This is a genomic window from Alphaproteobacteria bacterium, assembly GCA_019695395.1.
Lineage (GTDB): Bacteria > Pseudomonadota > Alphaproteobacteria > JAEUKQ01 > JAIBAD01 > JAIBAD01.
In genome coordinates, this window is sequence record JAIBAD010000010.1 from 26,908 (window position 1) to 46,873 (window position 19,966).

26 protein-coding genes and 1 other RNA gene are annotated in these 19,966 nt (G+C 34.8%); 9 read left to right on the forward strand and 18 right to left on the reverse strand.

The genetic code is table 11. The annotated features are described in order from the left end of the window. Positions 1 to 44: 44 nt before the first annotated feature. The 15 genes from pal to K1X44_02955 form a co-directional block, all read right to left on the reverse strand. Entirely contained in the window at positions 45 to 557 is a 513-nt protein-coding gene (pal, locus tag K1X44_02885) for a peptidoglycan-associated lipoprotein Pal (GenBank protein MBX7146237.1), read from the reverse strand. Positions 558 to 717: 160 nt separating this feature from the next. Further along, positions 718 to 2,061, reverse strand: a complete 1,344-nt coding sequence (gene tolB / locus K1X44_02890) for a Tol-Pal system beta propeller repeat protein TolB (GenBank protein MBX7146238.1) — start codon at positions 2,059 to 2,061, stop codon at positions 718 to 720. Between the two features lie 94 nt (positions 2,062 to 2,155). Then, positions 2,156 to 3,085, reverse strand: a complete 930-nt coding sequence (locus tag K1X44_02895) for a hypothetical protein (GenBank protein MBX7146239.1) — start codon at positions 3,083 to 3,085, stop codon at positions 2,156 to 2,158. Positions 3,086 to 3,110: 25 nt separating this feature from the next. Beyond that, positions 3,111 to 3,611 carry a protein TolR gene (gene tolR / locus K1X44_02900; protein MBX7146240.1) on the reverse strand — a complete coding sequence of 167 codons (501 nt, stop codon included), beginning with the start codon at positions 3,609 to 3,611 and terminating at the stop codon, positions 3,111 to 3,113. A 1-nt stretch (position 3,612) separates the two neighbouring features. Further along, positions 3,613 to 4,281, reverse strand: coding sequence for a protein TolQ (tolQ, locus tag K1X44_02905; protein MBX7146241.1), 669 nt, complete (start codon positions 4,279 to 4,281; stop codon positions 3,613 to 3,615). Positions 4,282 to 4,392: 111 nt separating this feature from the next. Continuing rightward, the gene (gene ybgC / locus K1X44_02910) at positions 4,393 to 4,827 is read right to left on the reverse strand and encodes a tol-pal system-associated acyl-CoA thioesterase (GenBank protein ID MBX7146242.1); all 435 of its coding nucleotides are present in this window, start codon (positions 4,825 to 4,827) and stop codon (positions 4,393 to 4,395) included. Beyond that, a complete protein-coding gene (gene ruvB, locus K1X44_02915; protein ID MBX7146243.1) occupies positions 4,824 to 5,888 on the reverse strand; it encodes a Holliday junction branch migration DNA helicase RuvB in 1,065 nt (354 codons plus the stop codon). Before ruvB ends, ybgC begins: the two co-directional genes overlap by 4 nt. Then, entirely contained in the window at positions 5,885 to 6,502 is a 618-nt protein-coding gene (ruvA, locus tag K1X44_02920) for a Holliday junction branch migration protein RuvA (protein ID MBX7146244.1), read from the reverse strand. The genes ruvB and ruvA overlap by 4 nt, the downstream gene beginning before the upstream one ends. 13 nt (positions 6,503 to 6,515) lie before the next feature. Next, entirely contained in the window at positions 6,516 to 7,007 is a 492-nt protein-coding gene (gene ruvC, locus K1X44_02925; protein ID MBX7146245.1) for a crossover junction endodeoxyribonuclease RuvC, read from the reverse strand. A gap of 34 nt (positions 7,008 to 7,041) precedes the next feature. Then, positions 7,042 to 7,791 (reverse strand): YebC/PmpR family DNA-binding transcriptional regulator, encoded by a 750-nt coding sequence (locus K1X44_02930; GenBank protein ID MBX7146246.1) that lies wholly within the window; start codon positions 7,789 to 7,791, stop codon positions 7,042 to 7,044. A gap of 178 nt (positions 7,792 to 7,969) precedes the next feature. Beyond that, complete coding sequence (locus tag K1X44_02935; protein ID MBX7146247.1) at positions 7,970 to 8,794, reverse strand: TIGR00282 family metallophosphoesterase; 825 nt, start codon at positions 8,792 to 8,794, stop codon at positions 7,970 to 7,972. An 8-nt stretch (positions 8,795 to 8,802) separates the two neighbouring features. Then, complete coding sequence (locus K1X44_02940) at positions 8,803 to 9,399, reverse strand: 5-formyltetrahydrofolate cyclo-ligase (protein ID MBX7146248.1); 597 nt, start codon at positions 9,397 to 9,399, stop codon at positions 8,803 to 8,805. Positions 9,400 to 9,419: 20 nt separating this feature from the next. After that, positions 9,420 to 9,573, reverse strand: a non-coding RNA gene (gene ssrS, locus K1X44_02945) — 6S RNA. A 14-nt stretch (positions 9,574 to 9,587) separates the two neighbouring features. After that, complete coding sequence (gene zapA / locus K1X44_02950; protein ID MBX7146249.1) at positions 9,588 to 9,905, reverse strand: cell division protein ZapA; 318 nt, start codon at positions 9,903 to 9,905, stop codon at positions 9,588 to 9,590. Next, on the reverse strand, positions 9,898 to 10,131 hold the full coding sequence (locus K1X44_02955; GenBank protein MBX7146250.1) for a hypothetical protein: 234 nt from the start codon (positions 10,129 to 10,131) through the stop codon (positions 9,898 to 9,900). The genes zapA and K1X44_02955 overlap by 8 nt, the downstream gene beginning before the upstream one ends. Before the next feature lie 161 nt (positions 10,132 to 10,292). Between K1X44_02955 and K1X44_02960 the strand changes: the two genes are divergently transcribed. Then, entirely contained in the window at positions 10,293 to 11,060 is a 768-nt protein-coding gene (locus tag K1X44_02960) for an NAD kinase (protein ID MBX7146251.1), read from the forward strand. A gap of 14 nt (positions 11,061 to 11,074) precedes the next feature. Then, the gene (locus K1X44_02965; GenBank protein ID MBX7146252.1) at positions 11,075 to 12,130 is read left to right on the forward strand and encodes an AbrB family transcriptional regulator; all 1,056 of its coding nucleotides are present in this window, start codon (positions 11,075 to 11,077) and stop codon (positions 12,128 to 12,130) included. A gap of 11 nt (positions 12,131 to 12,141) precedes the next feature. Here K1X44_02965 and K1X44_02970 read toward each other — a convergent pair whose 3' ends face one another. After that, complete coding sequence (locus K1X44_02970) at positions 12,142 to 12,891, reverse strand: competence/damage-inducible protein A (GenBank protein MBX7146253.1); 750 nt, start codon at positions 12,889 to 12,891, stop codon at positions 12,142 to 12,144. A 27-nt stretch (positions 12,892 to 12,918) separates the two neighbouring features. Further along, positions 12,919 to 13,263: a hypothetical protein gene (locus K1X44_02975; GenBank protein ID MBX7146254.1), complete on the reverse strand. Its 345-nt coding sequence runs from the start codon at positions 13,261 to 13,263 to the stop codon at positions 12,919 to 12,921. Between the two features lie 120 nt (positions 13,264 to 13,383). On the opposite strand from K1X44_02975, the gene map reads away from it, so the two are divergent. The 3 genes from map (at position 13,384) to purB (ending at position 16,318) form a co-directional block, all read left to right on the forward strand. Continuing rightward, positions 13,384 to 14,211: a type I methionyl aminopeptidase gene (gene map, locus K1X44_02980; protein ID MBX7146255.1), complete on the forward strand. Its 828-nt coding sequence runs from the start codon at positions 13,384 to 13,386 to the stop codon at positions 14,209 to 14,211. A gap of 8 nt (positions 14,212 to 14,219) precedes the next feature. Then, entirely contained in the window at positions 14,220 to 14,912 is a 693-nt protein-coding gene (gene radC / locus K1X44_02985; GenBank protein ID MBX7146256.1) for a DNA repair protein RadC, read from the forward strand. Between the two features lie 110 nt (positions 14,913 to 15,022). Further along, the gene (gene purB / locus K1X44_02990; GenBank protein MBX7146257.1) at positions 15,023 to 16,318 is read left to right on the forward strand and encodes an adenylosuccinate lyase; all 1,296 of its coding nucleotides are present in this window, start codon (positions 15,023 to 15,025) and stop codon (positions 16,316 to 16,318) included. 3 nt (positions 16,319 to 16,321) lie between these two features. On the opposite strand, the gene K1X44_02995 is transcribed toward purB, so the two are convergent. Continuing rightward, a complete protein-coding gene (locus K1X44_02995) occupies positions 16,322 to 16,648 on the reverse strand; it encodes a DUF1476 domain-containing protein (GenBank protein MBX7146258.1) in 327 nt (108 codons plus the stop codon). A 228-nt stretch (positions 16,649 to 16,876) separates the two neighbouring features. Here K1X44_02995 and K1X44_03000 point away from each other — a divergent pair, with 228 nt between their 5' ends. The 4 genes from K1X44_03000 to purL form a co-directional block, all read left to right on the forward strand. Further along, positions 16,877 to 17,641, forward strand: coding sequence for a phosphoribosylaminoimidazolesuccinocarboxamide synthase (locus tag K1X44_03000; GenBank protein ID MBX7146259.1), 765 nt, complete (start codon positions 16,877 to 16,879; stop codon positions 17,639 to 17,641). 15 nt (positions 17,642 to 17,656) lie between these two features. Next, complete coding sequence (gene purS, locus K1X44_03005) at positions 17,657 to 17,902, forward strand: phosphoribosylformylglycinamidine synthase subunit PurS (protein ID MBX7146260.1); 246 nt, start codon at positions 17,657 to 17,659, stop codon at positions 17,900 to 17,902. Next, positions 17,902 to 18,558 (forward strand): phosphoribosylformylglycinamidine synthase subunit PurQ, encoded by a 657-nt coding sequence (purQ, locus tag K1X44_03010; protein ID MBX7146261.1) that lies wholly within the window; start codon positions 17,902 to 17,904, stop codon positions 18,556 to 18,558. The genes purS and purQ overlap by 1 nt, the downstream gene beginning before the upstream one ends. Then, on the forward strand, positions 18,559 to 19,966 hold a 1,408-nt coding region (purL, locus tag K1X44_03015; protein ID MBX7146262.1), incomplete at its 3' end, for a phosphoribosylformylglycinamidine synthase subunit PurL.

Sequence of the window (19,966 nt, forward strand, 5' to 3'; positions counted from 1 at the left end):
AAAGCCTATACTCGACGTATAGGCTTTTTTTGAAAAATAATACCTTACTGGTTATTTAAAACCATTACACTTCTACGGTTTTGGCTCCAAGCACTTTCATCAGAACCAGTAGCTTCTGGACGCTCTTTACCATAACTAACTGTTTGAAGACGAGCATCACTGATACCTAAAGCGACTAAATAATTCTTTACTGCAGTTGCACGACGTTCACCTAAAGCAAGGTTATATTCACGCGTACCACGTTCGTCACAATGACCTTCAATAATAACTTTATTAGCAGGATATTGCTGTAACCAAGCTGCTTGACGTTGTAATTGAGCTTGCGCTTCTGATGTTAAATCATAACGGTCAACTTCAAAAAATACCCGATCACCAATTTGTACCAATTCTTCTTGTGACCCTGGTGTTACAGGTTGACTTGTTACATCAGTTGTTGTTGGCGTTGCACTAGCTGTTGTCATGCCCCTGCCAGCAGAATTCCCAGCATCTTCAGAATCAGAAGAACAAGCAGCCAGAAATACTATAGCTGCACAAATAGATAAAAAACGAAACATAATTTTTGTTCGCATAACAAAAGCCTTTCAAAACTTTAAATAATAATTTTCCCACTTTTTGATTTATAAAATCACTAGAATTATAACCATTTTTTTGATTGTTGACAAGATCAACCATCCGTTTTGTGATTACAATCTTAGACACTGTCATATACTATATCGTTTAAGGAATCAAGGGTGACCATGCAGGATCAGACGCATCCAATGGGGTTAAAACCTCTCTTTCATTTCTACCTGTTAAATCAATAGTATAAATTTTAACTTTGCCATTTTGATTTTGTTTGAAAAATGACAGAACACGGCCATTTGGTGACCAGGTTGGGCCTTCAACTAGATAGCCTTGGGTTAATAAACGCTCTCCACTCCCATCTGGGCGCATAACACCTATGTAAAAACTACCTTCATAAATTCTAGTAAAAGCAATTAAATCACCTCTTGGCGACCATACTGGTGTTCCATAACGTCCTTTCCCATAACTGATTCGTTGAACGTTACCCCCATCTGCGGTCATTGTATAAAGTTGTTGGGATCCACCCCGATCTGAATTAAATACAATATTTGACCCATCAGGCGAAAAAGATGGTGACGTATCAATTGACGGATTGTTAGTCAGGCGTGTTTGATTCCTTGTTCTTAAATCCATTACATAAATTTCTGTATTGCCATCTTGGGCTAAGCTCATAACAACCCGATTACCATCAGGCGAAAACCGTGGAGCAAATGTCATACCAGGAAAATCACCTAAAAGCTCTTGTTGACGCGTTTCAATATTAAAAAGATAAACCCGAGGTTTCTTGCCCGAAAATGACATATAGGTAATATCACGAGAAGATGGTGAAAATCTTGGTGTTAAAACCATAGAACGTCCATCTGTTAAAAATTGATGGTTTTCACCATCTTGATCCATAATAGCCAATTGTTTCTTTCGATTATTCTGTGGCCCAGATTCTGCTATATAAACGATTTGTGAATCAAAGTAACCATTTTCACCTGTTAATCTTGCATAAATTGCATCAGCAATTTTATGCGCAATTCGGCGCCAATTTGAAAGTTGAGTTGAATAAGCAAAAGCGGTCATTTGTTGTTCTGCTGCAACATCAAATAAATAAAACTCTACTCTGACACGACCATCAGGCAATTGCGAAGTAGTCCCCGTCACCAAAGCTTGCGCATTAATAACACGCCAATCTCCAAATCTTGGCCCCTGACGCAATGATTCTGCTGTTTGAATAAAAGCTCTTTTATCTATTGGACTAAATAACCCAGATCTTTCTAAATCAGCTGAAATAACTTTGGCTAAATCAACACCAACTTGACTATCAACCTGCCCATCGGATGAAAAATCTGTAATGGCAATAGGCAAAGGAGCCACATTAGGTTGACGTATATCAATCCTTACACCTTCTTGTGCATAGATTTGATCATTGAATAAAAAAACAAAACTAATAATTCCTATAATCCAGAATAAATTAATAGATAATCGTCCTGTACTATGTTTTTTTACCATGGTTTTCTTTTATCCTTTTCAAACATTTAATCCATTACTTGCATAAAACAATTTACTTAAAAAAACATTTTCTGACCAGATCTATGATTTTTAATTAAAACATATCTTGTGGTGTAAAATGTAACTCCAAAGCTTTCATATCATTATAGCGTCCAGGTGGAAGTTTCAAAGGGCTACTTTTCAAGACAGCACGCCTGGCTCCCTCAACAAAAGATTTATAAGCTGGATAAGATTCGAATCTTGCATCAGATTCAACCTTTACTTCAGATACTGTACCATCTGGTTGTAACCATACAAGCACAATGACCTCAAAAGTTTCAATATCTTTTGCACCAGCATCAATAAACCAATTTGCCCTAATTTGCTGCATAATGGCATCTTTTTCACCTTGAGTAACTGGATTGCCAGAGTTTTGAGCCTCACTTTTTTCGGAAGCATCTGTAGGAGGTTGAGGGGTTGGTTGTGATTTACTATCTTTGTTTTTATCTTGACTTTGCTCACGCTTTCTTTTTTCTAAATTTTTCAAAACCGAACTTAATTGATCAGGAACAGGTTTATCTGTTTTCTTTTGATCCTTTTTAGGCTCTATCTTTTTAACCTCTTCCTTTGGTTTTATATCCGGTTTTTTCTGAGGAACTGGAACAGGCTTAATATCTTCTTTTGGTGTTGGTTCTGGCAAACTCTCTTCTGGTTTAGCAGGTGTTGGTTCAGGCGCATTCGTCGGTGTTGTTTCCGCTGAAGGTGGAGGCGTTGTTACAGGTGAAGGTGCAGGTTTTTCAGGTTCTTCAACCGGTTTAACCACAGGTTTTTCTGGTTCAGGTGCAGAAGGTTTTTCTTCATTTTTTTTGGTTTGTGCACCTGGTTTATTAGCTTGTGTTGTAACTTTATCAATGGAATCAGTTACAACTTGAACAACCATCACTGGTTCAAGTTCCGGCAACGTATACATTGTAGGCAGACCAAAAATTAATAAAATCAGGATCACCACATGCATGATACCTGAAAAAATTAAACTTCTTGTCATTATTTGGGTCTCAACTCAACTATATTTAATTTTTAGGTTTAGAAGGTTGTGCCGGTGCTGATTTACTTTCTAAAGCCGGTTTATTTTTTTGTGGAGACGCTTGTTCAGGCAATTGTGAAATTAACGCTACATGCGTAAAACCAGCTAAAGTCACAGCACCCATAACCTCTACAATACGTCCATAAGCAATATCTTTATCGCCACGCACATATATTTTACTCTCTTTATTATTATTCGTTATAGCCTGTAATCTTGCAACCAATCCTTCTAAATTAGTTTCTGTTTCTTGAAGATAAACAACCCCATCTTTATTGATACTAATCACAAGTGGTTCATCTGCCTGACTAATGACTTGCGCTTTACTTTGGGGCAAATCAACAGGGACACCAACCGTCAATAAAGGGGCAGTCACCATAAAAATAATTAATAAAACCAACATAACATCAACTAAGGGTGTGACGTTAATATCGCTTATAGGACCACTCCCCCTTGATTTTCCTCTTTTTTTAATCAACATACCTGCCATATTAATGTTTTTCCTCTAATTGGCGTGATAAAATAGCCCCAAATTCACTTGAAAAAGTCTCAAGGCGATGCGCATAACGATTAATATCACTTGATAATTTATTATAAGCCAACACAGCAGGAATAGCGGCAACCAAACCAAAGGCAGTTGCAAATAAAGCTTCAGCAATACCAGGTGCAACCACAGCTAATGTTGTATTTTTGGTCATAGCAATAGATGAAAAACTATTCATAATACCCCAAACTGTACCAAAAAGCCCAATAAAGGGGGCAGCCGATCCAACTGAGGCTAAAAATATCATTTGTCTTTCTAAATATTCTAATTCACGGCTAATAGTAATATTCATGACCCTTTCAATACGTTCTTGCAAATTAGCGCGCAATTGATCCGTCCCTAACAACCCTTTCGCCGCAGATCTGCGCCATTCTCTCATGGCTCCAACAAAAATTGATGACATTGGATCAGAAGGTCTTGCTCCAATACGATCAAAAAGCTCTTCTAATGATCCACCCGACCAAAAACTTTCTTCAAATTTATTTGCTGAAGCTTTAAGCTTGCGCAATTTTGTACTTTTATCAAAAATAATTGCCCAACTCCAAATTGAAGCCATAGCCAAAAGAATAATAACTGATTTAACAATAAAATCTGCCTGTAAAAAAAGACCTAACATTGTAATTTCTGCTGGCATAGAACCAGCCAAAGCGGCAGAATCAACAGCTGTTGTGACTGTACTTGTATCCATTTTAAACTTATGACCTTCCTTTATTATAAAAAATTATGATCAGTTATACCCATTAAAATTGTCTTTTTTAAGACTGTTTTTAAAGCCATCATAAAGAAATTTAGGTAAACGCGACACTTGCCCTTGTAAATTAACACAAGCTAATTTGACTTCAAGTGACGCCAAAACACTTTTATCACGTAAAATTTTTTGCTGCAAATCCAATGACGCAGCATGACATCCTAGGACCATTGTTTGAACCATTAATAAATCATCAAATTTAGCTGGTTTGATATAATCAATTGTACATTTTTTAACAACAAACATAATTTGATACGTATCTGCAATTTCTTTGGGGCTTAAAAAAGCAGATCTTAACATTTCACTACGTGCTCGTTCAGCAAATTTAAAATAATTTGCATGATAAACAATACCACCTGCATCACTATCTTCATAATAAACTCTAATTTTTAATTGATGCAAGACGCTATTCATGAATCACTATTATTTTCGAATGAAAGATTTTTTTGATCATCAAAAAGATTAGTTTCTATATTTTTACTAGGTTTTGGTACACCTAAATAATTATAACCTGATAAAGTTAACATGCGCCCTCTTGGGGTACGTTGTAAAAAACCTTGTTGAATAAGATAGGGTTCAATAACTTCTTCAAGGGTATCTTTTTGTTCAGAAAGAGCTGCTGCCAAAGTATCAATACCAACAGGCCCACCTTCATAATTAAAGGCAATACATTGCAAATATCGCCTATCCATTAAATCAAATCCAAAAATATCAATATCTAAACTAGTTAATGCCTGATCTGCTAAAATTTTATCTATATGACCAGTTTTTGCAACTTCAGCAAAATCTCTTATACGTCGCAATAATCGTCCTGCAATACGCGCTGTTCCACGCGATCGTTTGGCAATTTCACTTGCACCTTCTTGAGTAATGTTAATTTTTAATATTTTTGCTGCTCTTTGAATAATTTTTTCTAGATCATTATCTGTATAAAATTCTAACCTTAAGGGGATACCAAAACGCTCTCTTAAAGGGGTAGAAATAAGACCAGATCTTGTTGTCGCACCCACAAGCGTAAAGGGTGGCAAATCAATTCGAACTGATCTAGCGGCAGGCCCTTCACCAATAATAAGATCTAAATGAAAATCTTCCATAGCAGGATAAAGAATTTCCTCAACAGCAGGATTAAGTCTGTGTATTTCATCAATGAATAAAACATCGCGTGGTTGTAAATTTGTTAATAACGCAGCTAAATCCCCCGCCTTGGTAATAATTGGCCCTGATGTTGCTCGAAACCCTACCCCCAATTCATGGGCAACTATTTGTGATAAAGTTGTTTTACCTAAACCCGGTGGACCGAAAAAAAGCAAATGATCTAAGGCATCTTTTCTAACACGTGCAGCTTCAATAAAAACAGAAAGATTTTCTTTTAATTTTTTTTGCCCAACAAAATCATTCAAATATTGGGGACGAAGTGATTTTTCAAAAAAATCTTCTGGTTGTTGATGAGGTACTGTTAAACGAGCATCATTCACTTTGACAATTCCTGCAAGCCAATTCGGATTAAATTATCGAGACTAACCGACGATCCCAGGATCCGCGCAGCTTCATTAACAGCTATCGATGCTTCTTGTTTTTTATATCCCAAATTTATCAAAGCTGATATTGCGTCTTGCTGGATGAGTGGTGATTGGTCCGCCAATAAAATAATTGGATTGTCTTTAATTTGAATATTCATTTTAGCATAATGCGATGCTTTATCTTTTAACTCTGTTAAAATACGTAAAGCTAATTTAGGTCCAATGCCACTAATTTGTGTTAAAGCATTTTTATCCTGACTTGTTATAGCTAGAATAAGTTGTGGTACAGGTAAAATACCTTGAATAGCTAAAGCTACTTTGGCACCTACCCCCTGTACAGTCATTAATATACGAAACCATTCTTGTTCTAGCATATCAATAAACCCATAAAGATGGATATGATCTTCACGAATATGTGTTTCAATCCATAAACTAACAACACTACCTTTATTTGGTAATTGCATAAGAGTTTGGCGTGAACAAAATACTTGATATCCGACCCCTGTTACATCAAGAACAATACCTTCTTCTGTAATAAAATCAATTTGTCCTGTTAATTTAGAAATCATAATTTACCTTTAATCAAGATACTTTCCATAATCTGGTTGTAGATAAATGGTGGGCATGACATATAGCAATTGCCAACGCATCTGCACTATCTGAATTTTTAATTGTACAGCCTGGTAATAATCTACGTACCATCATCTGAACTTGATCTTTGCTTGCATGTCCAGTGCCAACAACAGATTTTTTAACAAGATTAGCAGAATATTCAGCAACTTTTAAACCAGCTAATGCTGGTGATAAAAGCACAACACCTCTAGCCAAACCTAATTTCAACGTAGAGCTTGGATTTTTATTAACAAATGTTTCTTCAACAGCTGCGCTATCTGGATTATATTGTTCAATCACAGATGATAATCCTTTGTAAAGTTGTACCAATCTTTCAGATGAACTGTCTTCGGCATCAGACACAACAATACCATCTGCAATATAGCGAAGCGATGATCCTTGCGAATATACAATTCCCCATCCCGTGCAACGTAACCCTGGATCAAGACCTAAAAGCTTCATAGCTTTAAATACTGTAATTGGAATATAGACATAATTAAACTGTTAGTTTATTCAATATATCATCTTCTATATCGAAATTTGCCGTTATATTTTGGACATCATCATTATCTTCTAAAGTTTCAATTAACTTCAATAATTGTGCAGCGTTATCTTCATTCACCTTGATAAGATTATGGGGAATCCAAACTAATTTAGCCTGACGTGGAGTTCCAAATTTTTTTTCTAATATCTCTCTTATTTTAGATATATCTTCCTGGGTACATGTAATTCGATATTCTTCTTCATCATCTTCAACATTTTCTGCACCCGCTTCTAAAGAAGCATCAAAAATCGTTTCTAAGTCAACATTAGTTTTTGGAAAAGTAAGCAATCCTTTTTTTTGGAAAAGAAAACTTACACTATTTGTTTCACCTAAATTACCCCCATGTTTGGTAAAGGCGGTTCTAACCTCTGACGCTGTACGATTACGGTTATCGGTTAAAGCCTCAACAATTACAGCAACCCCTCCCGGACCATAACCTTCATAACGTATTTCTTCATAGTTAACATCATCACTATTTCCTGAGCCACGTTTAATTGCCCTTTCTATTGTGTCTCTAGGCATATTTGCTGTGCGTGCATCTTGGATAGCTGAACGTAATCTTGGATTTAAATTGGGATCAGCCAAACCTTGCCTGGCAGCTGTTGTCAATTCTCGGATGATCTTCGTAAAAAGTTTTGAGCGTTTTGCATCCTGTGCCCCTTTACGATACATAATATTTTTAAACTGCGAATGACCAGCCATTTTACCAACCTTTTTCATTAAAAATAAAATGAAAACTATTCATTTTTATTTAACATTCAAAAATGTAACAAAATATCTATTTTTATAAAGTTTCGTTCTAAAACCGAAAATATTATGTTAATTTGCCAGTTTTTTTATCATTTGACAATAAAGAGTTATAGTAAATTAAGGAATAGAATTAGGTTTTATCTAAATCAGGACAAATTTGATCCAAAATTCCATTTAAACGGACAGGTTTTATAGAAAGAGCAAGACCTGTTTTATCATCAATATCTACACAAACGCCACATAATGTTGCAGGACCTTCAGCTGGTGCCATACGCTCTGTGGGTAATTTACGTACAAAACGATCAATTGGAATAGTTTTTTCCATACCAATAACAGAATTATAATCGCCACACATACCAACATCTGTTTGATAAGCAGTTCTTTTGGGTAAGATTTGATAATCCGCAGTTGGTACATGGGTATGCGTACCCACAACAAGAGAAACACGTCCATCTAGAAAATGTCCCATAGCCATCTTCTCACTTGTTGCTTCTGCATGAAAATCTACGATAATAGCCTGGACAGTTGTACCTAAAATATGTCCTTGAATGGCTTGTTCTATAGCAGCGAAAGGATCATCCAATGACTCCATAAAAAGTCGCCCCATAACATTGATAATTAATATTTTACCTCCTTTGGATGTCTGAAAAATATTAAAACCACGTCCCGGTGTTTTTGATGGAAAATTTAAAGGTCTTAATAATCGTGGATCTCTTTCAATAAATTTTATTGTTTCTTTTTGATCCCATATATGATTACCAGTTGTAATAGCCTGAACACCAGACCTATAAAATTCTTGGCATATTTTTTCTGTTATGCCAAACCCACTTGCAGCATTTTCACCATTTACAATAACAAAATCTAAATACAATTTTTCAGATAAAATTGGGATGTAATGTGTAATAACCTCACGGCCAGAACGGCCCACAACATCACCACAAAATAATATACGCATTATATATCCTATTTAATTTTATTAATTTTTTCATCTGTAATAATCCAGTTTAAAGGTTCATCATGTCCTTGATGTGGAATAATTTCACTATATTGGCAAGAGAAAGCCAAACCCACAGTTTGAATATTTTTAATATGCTTTAATGACGCTAAAGTCCGATCATAAAACCCTTTACCATACCCAAGCCTATACCCATTTTTATCAAAAGCTAGCATGGGTACAATAAGAAAATCAGGATCATAAAATGACGACATATGCACAGGTACATTAATGCCAAACTTTCCTTTATCCATGACCATATCTGGTTCCCATAAACAAAAGCGTAAAGATTGATTATGTTCTTCGACAATAGGTATAACTATTTTACATTTTTCTTTATATAACTGTTGAAGTAATGGAATACAATCGACCTCACCCAAAATTGGCATATAACCCGCAATAATTAAATGGGTACCGAGATTAAAAATAGAAAAAAAATTTTCTTTTATTTTATCATTTTTTTCTTGGCGCACTTCATCATTCAAAGATTGGCGTTTCTTTAAAAAATCTTGGCGCATTTTATTCTTTAATTCATCAATATTTTGATAAGAAGATGAACAGGGCATTTTTAATAAAAATAATAAAGGGTGAAGCCATATAGCCGATGATGTGATTTCCTCTGTGGCCTGTTAAAACAGGTGGGCACCATATATCAAGGCCACGACCCTGACAGAGACAGTTCCCGAGAAGAAAAAGTATGGCCCCAGGGATAATAAATCTGTCGCACTACACAGCCTCTGCCCTTTATTTAATTTTACAAGGCTTCAAGACGAAGTGCAAGCTTTTCTAGATGATGGGTTAAATGATCAATAATTTGTACAAGATGATCTAGGGCTATTTCCTGCTGTTGGGGCTTTTTATTTAATTTTGACTGTACTTCATGTAAATCATCGGCCAAAAGTAAGCTTGCCATTAATAAAAGTTTTTCATCTTCTACTTTGTTAATATCTTGCCCTAAACTTGTAATTTTTGCTTGAACATTTTCTGCTAACGCCAAAAGATGTTTTTCTTGTCCGGCTTCACATGCGACTTGATAATGTTTCTTATTAATTGTTAAATTCACACTAGCCATTCGAATCCTCAATCACTTGTTTAAGTCGATTAATAGTTGCTTCAAGACGTGGTAATATTTTTACAACTTCAGATTGAAGAGATGTATATTTGCGCATACTTTCTTCATAATCTATTTGCCAATCATTACCAGAACTTTGCTGTTTTTGTTCACAAGATTGAACCGCATTATCCAAACGTTTAACAACCAATTCTAATCGATCTAATGATTTATTTATATCTGTCATTTTTGTCCAATTAATATTTAATTTAATACTATTATATAAATAAGTTGCATTAAGAACAACTATTTCTAGTATATTTCATTTTCCTTATCGATTAAAGCTTTTGCGTGTTTTTTATCTTCATTGTATAGTTATGCAAATTTCTTCTTATAAGGTTTTAATCTTTGATTTATCCTTCTTTTAGTATTGTTGCAGCACCCACCCAAAAAGCAGAATTGGCTTTCAATCTTTTGCAAAAACGTTACAAAACTGTACCCTTAGATCAAGCAGAATTGATTGTTGCTTTAGGTGGGGATGGATTTATGCTAGAAACGCTTCATCGTTATTTTGCTCAAAAATTACCAATCTATGGAATGAATTGTGGTACTTTAGGCTTTCTGATGAATGACTTTAATGAAATAGATCTTATCGAAAGAATTACTAAAGCTGAAACTGTTGAACTGCATCCTCTTTTAATGACCGCAATTGATCATAATGGTCGATCAACCCACGCGTCAGCAATTAATGAGGTTTCTTTTTTAAGACAAACACGACAGGCTGCAAAATTAAAAATAACAATCGACAATATTGTAAGATTAGAAGAACTTGTTTGTGATGGTATATTATTATCAACACCCGCAGGAAGTACCGCATATAATCTTTCTGCACACGGGCCAATTTTACCTTTAGGTTCTGGCGTCCTTGCCCTGACACCGATTAGTGCTTTCCGCCCACGAAGATGGCGTGGTGCCCTTGTCCCTCATCAAGCACAAGTAAAAATTGAAATGCTCGAATCTCAAAAAAGACCTGTAAGTGCCGTTGCTGATTTTACCGAAGTCCGGCATGTTGTTGAGGTTCATATCCAAGAAGATAGAAATACAAAATTAAGTTTATTATTTGATCCAGAAAGAAATTTACAAGAACGCTTATTAAGTGAGCAGTTTATGTATTAATGTTTTAATAAAAAATGTTTCTTTTTAGGTCTCAAAACATAAAATCTTATTTATTTGCTTTTTTTATTGGAATTGCCAGTGCTTTAATTGCTTTTATCATAAAAATGCCCTTGCCTTGGATTATTGGGCCTATGGTTGGGTGTGCTTTATTAAATTCACTAGGCATAGCTAGGTTACAGTGTTCCTTTAAACTTAAAAAAATAACAACTCTTGTATTAGGCGTTCTTTTAGGTAGCCGTTTTACATCGGATTTTTTTCATTTAAATATAGATTGGTTCCTAAGCTCTTGTGCCGTATTAATTTATGTTGTGCTCACAACAAGTATAATCCAATTTCTCTATAGACGCATAGGAAAATATGACCAAGCTACAGCTTATTTTGCCGCTGCACCTGGTGGGTTAAGTGAAATGGTTTTAGCGGGATCCTATGCTGGAGCTGATGAAAGAATTATTGCTTTTAATCATGCATTAAGAATATTTATTATTGTGCTTATCTTATCATTTGGGTTTAGGATTTTTGGTGGGTATCACCCTCCTGTTGGGATTACAATTTTTAATACAATCGATTTATCAATTAAGGATTGGTTCATACTCATAAGTTGTGGATTCATTGGTTGGTTTATTGCATGGAAATTTAATATACCTTCAGGTAATTTAATTTGTCCTTTATTATGTAGTGCTTTTGTACATATTATAGGGTTAACCCAATCTTACCCGCCAACTATTTTAATAATTTTTGCCCAAATAATTGTTGGGATAAGTATTGGATGCCGTTTTCATAAGGAAGAAAAAATTAATTTATACCATCATTTTGTTTTAGCTTTAATAGCGATAGGTATTTTATTATTTTTTAGTTTAACTTTTGCTTATATTTTATCTGTTTTAAACGTACAAAAATTTTCAACAGCCTTTTTAGCATTTAGTCCAGCTGGCTTAACCGAAATGAGTTTAATTGCTCTAACCTTAGGCATGGATAGTACTTTTATAGTATTTTTTCATCTTATAAGAATTTTTTGTGTTGTTATAGGTGTTCCTTTATTTTTTCAAAAATATCTTCATAAAAAAAATTAAAAATCTATATATCATTCCTCTTTAATCTCACCTCCTAGTGAAATTATATATTCTTGAATTTCTTCTCGTGCTTTTTTTAATTCTGATAAATTTGTGCTTCTTAATACCAAACTTGTCCCAAAAAAACCTCGTTTAAAAAACGGGTAACTTCCAATTTCGACTACCGGATATTGTTTTTGAATTGACGTAAGACGGTCTGCAAAACTTGTTTCCCCTAAATTTGCAACCAATGTAATAGAAAAAATTTTATCCCCGGATACAAGATGATGTTTAATATTCTCAAACATAGCTTGCATAATAATTGGTACACCAGCCAGCACATATACATTATCTATTTTAAAACCCGGCGCTGCACTTACAGGATTATCAATTAATTCTGCCCCTTCCGGTATTTTAGCCATACGTAATCGGGATTCATTTAAATCTTGGGAATTATAATGTTTTTGTAATTTTAAAACAGCTTTATCATTCAAAAGCAAAGATACGTTAAAAAGTTTTGCTATGGATAAAGATGTTATATCATCATGTGTGGGACCAATTCCTCCTGTTGTAAACACATAAGTATAAGTTGCCTTATAAATTTTAACTGTTTGAATTATTATGTTTTCTTGATCTGGAATAAAACAAGCTTGTTCCAATCGAATAGATAGCGCAGAAAGTGCTTTAGCAAGATATGCTAAATTAGCATCTTGGGTACGACCGGAAAGTATTTCATTACCAATTACAACAACCCCTGCTGTAATTATACGATCAGAACACATGGGTATTTGTTATTAATAAAAAATTCTTTAACGTGCTGAATTATTATACCCACGACCATCCATACATTCGTCAACCAAACGCTGATAGCGATTTTTTTCATCATATTCATTCAACCCTTTGGCCAAACGTGTATCTTCAATTCCTCCTGAATCAGAATCTTGGCCACGACTAATATCTTGATCTATTGTGCTATCACGTTTTAATACAGCTGCAGCTTGTTGCTTACAACCTTCTAAATCTTCTGTTGCTTGTTCAGCACCTACATTATTTCGCTGATATGTTTTTTTCTGTTTTTTAGGGGCAAATAAACTACAACCACCTATTATTGATAATAATATAACTGCTAAAAAGATGATTTTAATTATTTTCATTGTTGATGCCCTTATTTTAATGAAGATCTATCTTTGCACAATTAACATAAAGATTCTAGAATAATATTATTTAATGATATATATATAAAGTTAAATAGTACACTTAAATTAAGAAAAATTATGATATACCCAGATTTTGATGCCCAAGCTATATGGGACTATGATCAATCAAGGATTAAAATTCACCAAAATGCTGATTTTCATTCTATGCGTAAGGCTGGAAAATTAGCGGCAGAATGTTTAGATTTTATCACCCCTAAAGTAGAACCGGGCATCACCACAGAACAATTAAATAATTGGTGTCATCAATTTATCATTGACCATCATGCAATTCCCGCACCCCTAAATTATAAAGGATTTCCAAAATCAATTTGTACGTCAATCAACCATGTTGTGTGCCATGGTATACCTGGTGAACGTATCCTAGAAGAAGGTGATATCATTAATATTGATATCACGGTAATTGTTGATGGATGGCACGGGGATACAAGCCGCATGTTTCCCGTTGGCAAAATTGGAATTAAAGCGCAACGTCTTATTGATATTACTTTTGACTCTATGATGCATGGTATTGACCAAGTTAAACCAGGCAATACTGTGGGCGATATAGGACATGCCATTCAAACCTATGCAGAAAAAAATCGCTTTTCTGTTGTTCAAGATTTTTGTGGACATGGTATTGGACGAATTTTTCATGACTCACCCTCTATCCTTCATTATGGAAAACCAGCAACTGGGCCTATTTTAAAACCAGGTATGTTTTTTACCATTGAGCCTATGCTTAATGCAGGACGGCCAGAAGTAAAAATTCTAAATGATGGTTGGACGGCTGTAACCAAAGATAAATCCTTATCAGCACAATTTGAACATACGATTGGTGTCACAGAAACTGGATATGAAATTTTTACCCTTTCTCCCCAAGGATTTACCAAACCACCTTATTCTTAATCATTTATATGCTCGATTCTCGTGATCTAAATTCTGTTCAAGGACATCGCCAAAGATTAAAACAACGATTTTTATCAGGTGGGTTAAAAGCCGTCGCAGATTATGAGTTACTTGAATTATTACTATTTTATGCAAACCCCCGTAAAGATATGAAACCTTTAGCTAAAAAGCTCATTAACCATTTTGGCAATTTTTCTAAGATATTTTCAGCATCAATTGATGATTTAAAAAAAATTGATGGGATTGGTGAACACACTTTAATTCTTTTAAAAGCAATTCAAGCCACAGCTTTATTAGCTACAAAACAAGAAATAATCAAAAAACCTGTTTTTCAATCATTACCCCAATTACTTGATTATTGTCATTTAGCCATGGCCCATGAAAATAAAGAACAATTGCGTTTATTTTTTCTTAATAATGTTAATGAATTAATTAGTGAAGAAGTACAACAAACTGGTACAGTTGATCATACAGCTGTCTATCCACGAGAAATTGCTAAACGTGCTCTTGAATTAAATGCTACTGGATTAATTATGGTTCATAATCATCCCTCTGGTCTTTTAAAACCATCCAAAGACGATATTAATATTACAAAAGAAGTAAAATTTATTTTAGAAAAATTAAATATTATTCTTCATGATCATCTTATTATTACGAATAAGGGACATGTAAGTTTTGCTCAACTTGAATTATTAAATTAATTCATTCTGTAACTTTCTTTTTTCTATAATTAGAAATATTGAAATATTATTATTTCTATAATATGACTTAAACAATCTTAAATTAAAAAATCCATATAAGGAAAATTGTTATGATTCCACGTTATAGTCGTCCACAAATGGTTGCTATTTGGGAACCAGAAAATCGCTATAATTTGTGGCTGGATATAGAAGCACATGCATGCGATGCACAAGCTAAATATGGATACATTCCCAAAGAAGCAGCAGAAGCTTTCCGTCAAAAAGCAAAATTTGATGTTAAGAGAATTGATGAAATCGAACAACAAACAAAACATGATGTTATTGCTTTTTTAACCAACGTTGCCGAATATGTTGGCGAACCATCACGGTATGTCCATCAAGGAATGACATCTTCAGATGTTCTTGATACGTGTTTAGCTCTTCAGCTTGTTCAAGCGTGTGATATACTCCTTAATGATTTAGATATTCTTCTTGACGCTTTAAAACGCCGTGCTTTTGAACATCAATACACTTTATGTATAGGACGAAGCCATGGTATTCATGCTGAACCGGTTAGCTTTGGATTAAAACTTGCATCCCACTGGGCTATTTTTTATCGTAATAAAAAACGTCTTTTCCAAGCACGTCAAGAAATTGGTACTTGCGCTATATCTGGTGCTGTTGGTACATTTGCCCATATAGATCCCAGAATTGAAACATATGTCGCAGAAAAATTAAACCTTATGGTTGAACCAATTTCAACCCAAATTATTCCACGTGACAGACATGCTATGTTTTTTTCAGTTTTAGGCGTAATTGCAAGTTCGATTGAAAATCTAGCCACCGAAATAAGGCACCTACAACGTAGCGAGGTCGGTGAAGTTGAAGAATATTTTTCAATAGGTCAAAAAGGATCATCGGCTATGCCCCACAAACGCAACCCAGTCCTTTGCGAAAATGTCACCGGATTGGCACGAACGGTTCGTGCTGCTGTTATTCCTTTTTTAGAAAATATTACTTTATGGCACGAACGTGACATTTCCCATAGCTCTGTTGAAAGAATTTTGGCACCAGATACCACAGTTACCTTAGATTTTACCCTTGCAAGATTGGCCAATATTATTGATAAACTTATTGTTTATCCTGATAAAATGCGTGCTAACCTTGATAAACAAAAAGGATTAATTTATTCCCAAAGAGTTTTACTTGCTTTGACTCAAAAAGGAATGAGCCGAGAAGAATCATATGCTTTAGTCCAAAAATACGCAATGCAAAGTTGGCATACAGAAAACAATTTTTTACAAATTTTAAAAGAAGATACCCAAATTAAAAAATTTCTACAATTTGATGAGCTAGCCGAACTTTTTGACCCGATATATCATCTAAAACATGTAGATTTAATTTTCAATCGTGTCTTCAATACCTAAAAACTAATTGATTTCTTTCAAAAACTGTTCTTTCGCAAGAATAAAAAATTCTTCCATTTTATGTTTTATACTATGGGCACTTAAAGAAATATTTTTTTCCTTACAATCTTTAAGAATTTTTTCGATGACATCGTCATCTCCAGGTTTATCAAAATCAGCCATGACCACTGTTTTTGCATATTCTTCTGCTTCTGCCGAATTTAATCCAAATTCAGTTGCCACCCATAAACCTAATAATTTATTACGACGCATATTAATTTTGAATCTTAATTCTTGATCATGCTTATATTTTTGTTCGAAATTTTTTTCGCGATCTTGAAAATTTGTCATTTTACTTAAACACCTTTGTAATAATGTAACCTGGCTAAATCATAATATGAATCATAAAAAGAACAAGGCAGGAAATCTTGAACTATATTTTCTTTATTAACTTGATAATTTAAGTAAGTAAAGATTGTATTCTTACGCATCCCCTGCTATAGAAGATATTCTGAAAAGAGACAGTAGATCTTAATATTAACTTATTATTAAATTGTGATGCCACAAGAAAGAGGAAGAATGTCTCGACGCCGCCGAATTTATGAAGGCAAAGCAAAAGTTTTGTTCGAAGGACCAGAACCAGGTACCTTAGTGCAATATTTTAAAGATGATGCAACCGCTTTTAATAATCAAAAAAAAGGGGTTATAACAGGCAAAGGTGTTCTGAATAATAGAATTTCAGAATATTTGATGACTAAATTAAATGAAACTGGAATTCCAACCCATTTTGTCAGACGTCTTAATATGCGTGAACAACTTGTTCGGGAAGTAGAAATTATACCCCTTGAAATTGTTATTCGAAATGTGGCAGCAGGCTCTCTTGCTAAACGTTTTGGCATTACAGAAGGAACAGCCCTTCCTCGTTCCATTGTTGAATTTTATTATAAATCCGATGAACTTGGTGATCCCATGGTCAATGAAGAGCATATTATTGCCTTTTCATGGGCTACAGCCCAAGAGTTAGAAGACATTATGGCCTTAAGTCTTCGGGTTAATGATTTCTTATCGGGATTATTTCTTGGTGTGGGATTAAAACTTGTCGATTTTAAATTGGAATTTGGACGTCTTTATGAAGGTGAAGAAATGCGGATTGTGCTTGCCGATGAAATTAGCCCTGATTCTTGTCGATTGTGGGATATTAAAACCAATGAGAAGCTTGATAAAGATCGTTTCCGTAGAGATCTAGGTGGCGTTGAAGAAGCTTATCAAGAAGTTGCCAGAAGACTTGGTATTTTACCCGAAGGTGGACCTCGTGACCTTAAGGGTCCAGATACCATGCAATAAAGCTTATAATAAAATATGAAAGCAATTGTTGAAATCACCTTAAAAAAATCTGTTCTTGATCCCCAAGGTCAAGCTATTGCCCATGCCTTACATTCGCTGAATTTTCAAAACGTCGAAACTATACGTCAAGGTAAATTGATAGAAATTGATTTAAAAGAAACAGATAAAATTAAAGCAAAAAAAAGTGTTGAAGATATGTGTAAAAAATTACTCGTTAATGAAATTATTGAAATTTACGAGATAAAATTTGTAGGTGAATAATGCGGATTGGCATCATTGTTTTTCCAGGTTCTAATCGTGAAAATGATGTCTATAAACCTTTTGATATTCTTTGCGACATCAAACCTTTATTCCTTTGGCACCAAGATACAAATATCCCTCCTGTTGATCTGATCGTCGTACCAGGTGGATTTTCTTATGGCGATTATTTAAGAGCAGGTGCAATTGCTGCACGTTCCCCCATTATGAAAGAGGTTATTCGATTAGCAAATAAAGGCACGCCTGTCCTTGGTATATGTAATGGATTTCAAATTCTTATAGAAAGTGGTTTGTTGCCGGGTATCTTATTGCGTAATACCCATTTAAAATTTATTTGTAAAATTGTTAAAATTAAGGTTGTTAATAATACATCAATATTTACGCATCTGTATCAAAAAGATCAAATTGTTCATTTTCCTGTTGCCCATCATGATGGAAATTATTATGCCGATCATGCATTACTTAATGACCTTGAACAAAATGATCAAATTGCATTTCAATATATCGATAATCCTAATGGTTCGATTCGTGATATTGCAGGTATTTATAACAAACAAAAAAACGTTTTGGGTTTAATGCCCCATCCTGAAAATGTTGCGTATCAAGGATTTAACAATATTGAAGATGGACGAGCTTTATTTCAAGGGTTAATTCATTAAATGCCACAAATTAATAATGCCGTTTTAATCAATGACGATATTGCTCAAGAACATGGGTTAACAATTGATGAATATAATTTACTCAAACAACTTTTAAAACGCACACCCAACCTTACCGAGCTTGGTATTGTATCTGTGATGTGGAGCGAACATTGTTCTTATAAATCATCCCGAAAATGGTTAAAAACCCTTCCTACCACAGCCCCCCATGTTATCCAAGGACCAGGTGAAAATGCTGGTGTTATCGATATTGGGGATAATCAGGCGCTCGTTTTTAAAATGGAAAGCCATAATCACCCTTCATATATTGAACCCTATCAAGGCGCAGCCACCGGTGTTGGCGGAATTATGCGAGATATTTTTACCATGGGCGCCAGACCCATTGCCAATCTTAATGCTTTACGCTTTGGCGATCCTACGCACGAGAAGACACGCCATCTTTTAAGTGGTGTGGTTGCAGGAATTGCAGGCTATGGAAATTGTATGGGTGTCCCAACTGTGGGTGGTGAAATTAATTTTCATGCGTCATATAATGACAATATTCTTGTTAATGCCATGACTGTTGGTTTAGCTGATAAAGATAAAATTTTTTATTCAAAGGCAGCCGGTGTTGGCAATCCTGTTATCTATGTAGGGGCAAAAACAGGACGTGATGGTATCCATGGGGCAACCATGGCATCAGCAGAATTTGATCATACAAGTAGTGAAGATAGACCAACCGTCCAAATTGGCGATCCTTTCACCGAAAAATTATTGCTTGAAGCTTGTCTTGAACTTATGCAAGAAGAAGCAATTATTGCCATTCAAGATATGGGGGCTGCCGGTCTTACCTCTTCTTCTGTGGAAATGTGTTCCAAGGGTAATCTTGGCATGGAAATCACCTTAGATCATGTTCCTGTACGTGAAACAGAAATGACTGCTTATGAAATGATGCTGTCTGAAAGCCAAGAACGTATGCTTATGATCTTAAAACCCGACTCTATGGAAAAAGCCAAATCCATATTTAATAAATGGGGTTTAGATTTTGCAACAATTGGTTTTTTAACTGAACGACCTTTTTTAACCCTTAGTCATCATCAAAAAATTTGTGCAGATTTACCTATATCTATTTTGGTTGATGCAGCACCTGCCTATCAACGTCCATATATCAATCCAGCGAAACCTCAAGACATACAATTTCCTGCAAATTTTGACCTAGATTTAATCGATTGTTTAAAAAAACTTGTGTCAAGTCCCGATCTTTGTTCAAGACGATGGGTTTGGCAACAATATGATTATATTGTTCGCGGTCAAACCCATGAGGGTCCAGGTGGGGATGCGGCCCTTATTAGAATTGATCCTTATAAAAAAGCTGTTGCTATCACAACGGATTGTACACCTCGGTATTGCCAAGCCGATCCTTATAGGG